1 protein-coding gene is annotated in these 653 nt (G+C 38.3%); it reads right to left on the bottom strand.

Annotated features, from left to right (window positions below; all coding sequences use genetic code 11):
- Positions 1-198 precede the first annotated feature (198 nt).
- On the bottom strand, positions 199-653 hold a 455-nt coding region (locus D0T66_RS16060), incomplete at its 5' end, for a hypothetical protein (RefSeq protein ID WP_163358318.1).

The raw sequence follows: 653 nt of genomic DNA, 5'->3' as shown, positions 1-653 counted from the left end.
ACCTTTTTCATAGCTTGTTTTCTCCTACGTTATTGATGTATTCGATCAAATGTAAGACAATCATCAGCTTGCTGCCGGGAAAATAGACCAATGCAACTTTTTTGTCGACGAAACAGCTGTTTATTAAAATTTCACATGATATTCTACCCCTAAAAGCAGCTAAAGAATTGGAACTATGAATAATTTCTTATCTTTTGCCTACCATAGATTATACCCTCGCCTTAAATATAATGTCTCATCGTGTGTCTTATAGGTTTCATCCCAACTGGTCTCCTGGTATTGAAAGGTGAATTTCCATGCACCCGGTCCGGAAAGTCTTAACCAAGCTCCTGATTTTTGAGTTTCCTTTGTTAGTGTCCAGGTAATTCCTGTTTCATGAATTGGAAAATCAAACTTGTTAAGTTTTACAGTATATATTTCATGAATTTTCCAATAACCGTGTGTGACTTTCACCCATGTAGAACCCGGTTCGATGTATGGCATTTCCTTAAACTTGGAGCCCCAACCTCTTACTATGATTTTTTTATTCCTGTCTATCGCTTCGTACCAGTTGATAAATGTGCTTCCTGATTGGTCTACAACCATAAAGTCCCAATTGCCGGTTCCGGGAAGTTCTACATGAAAGACGCCTCCTTTTTGTATCACTCTGCCTT

It is taken from the genome of Dysgonomonas sp. 25 (genome assembly GCF_010501075.1).
GTDB lineage: Bacteria > Bacteroidota > Bacteroidia > Bacteroidales > Dysgonomonadaceae > Dysgonomonas.
Note: the sequence above shows the minus strand (reverse complement) of the source record. Positions and strands in the feature narration are given on the sequence as shown.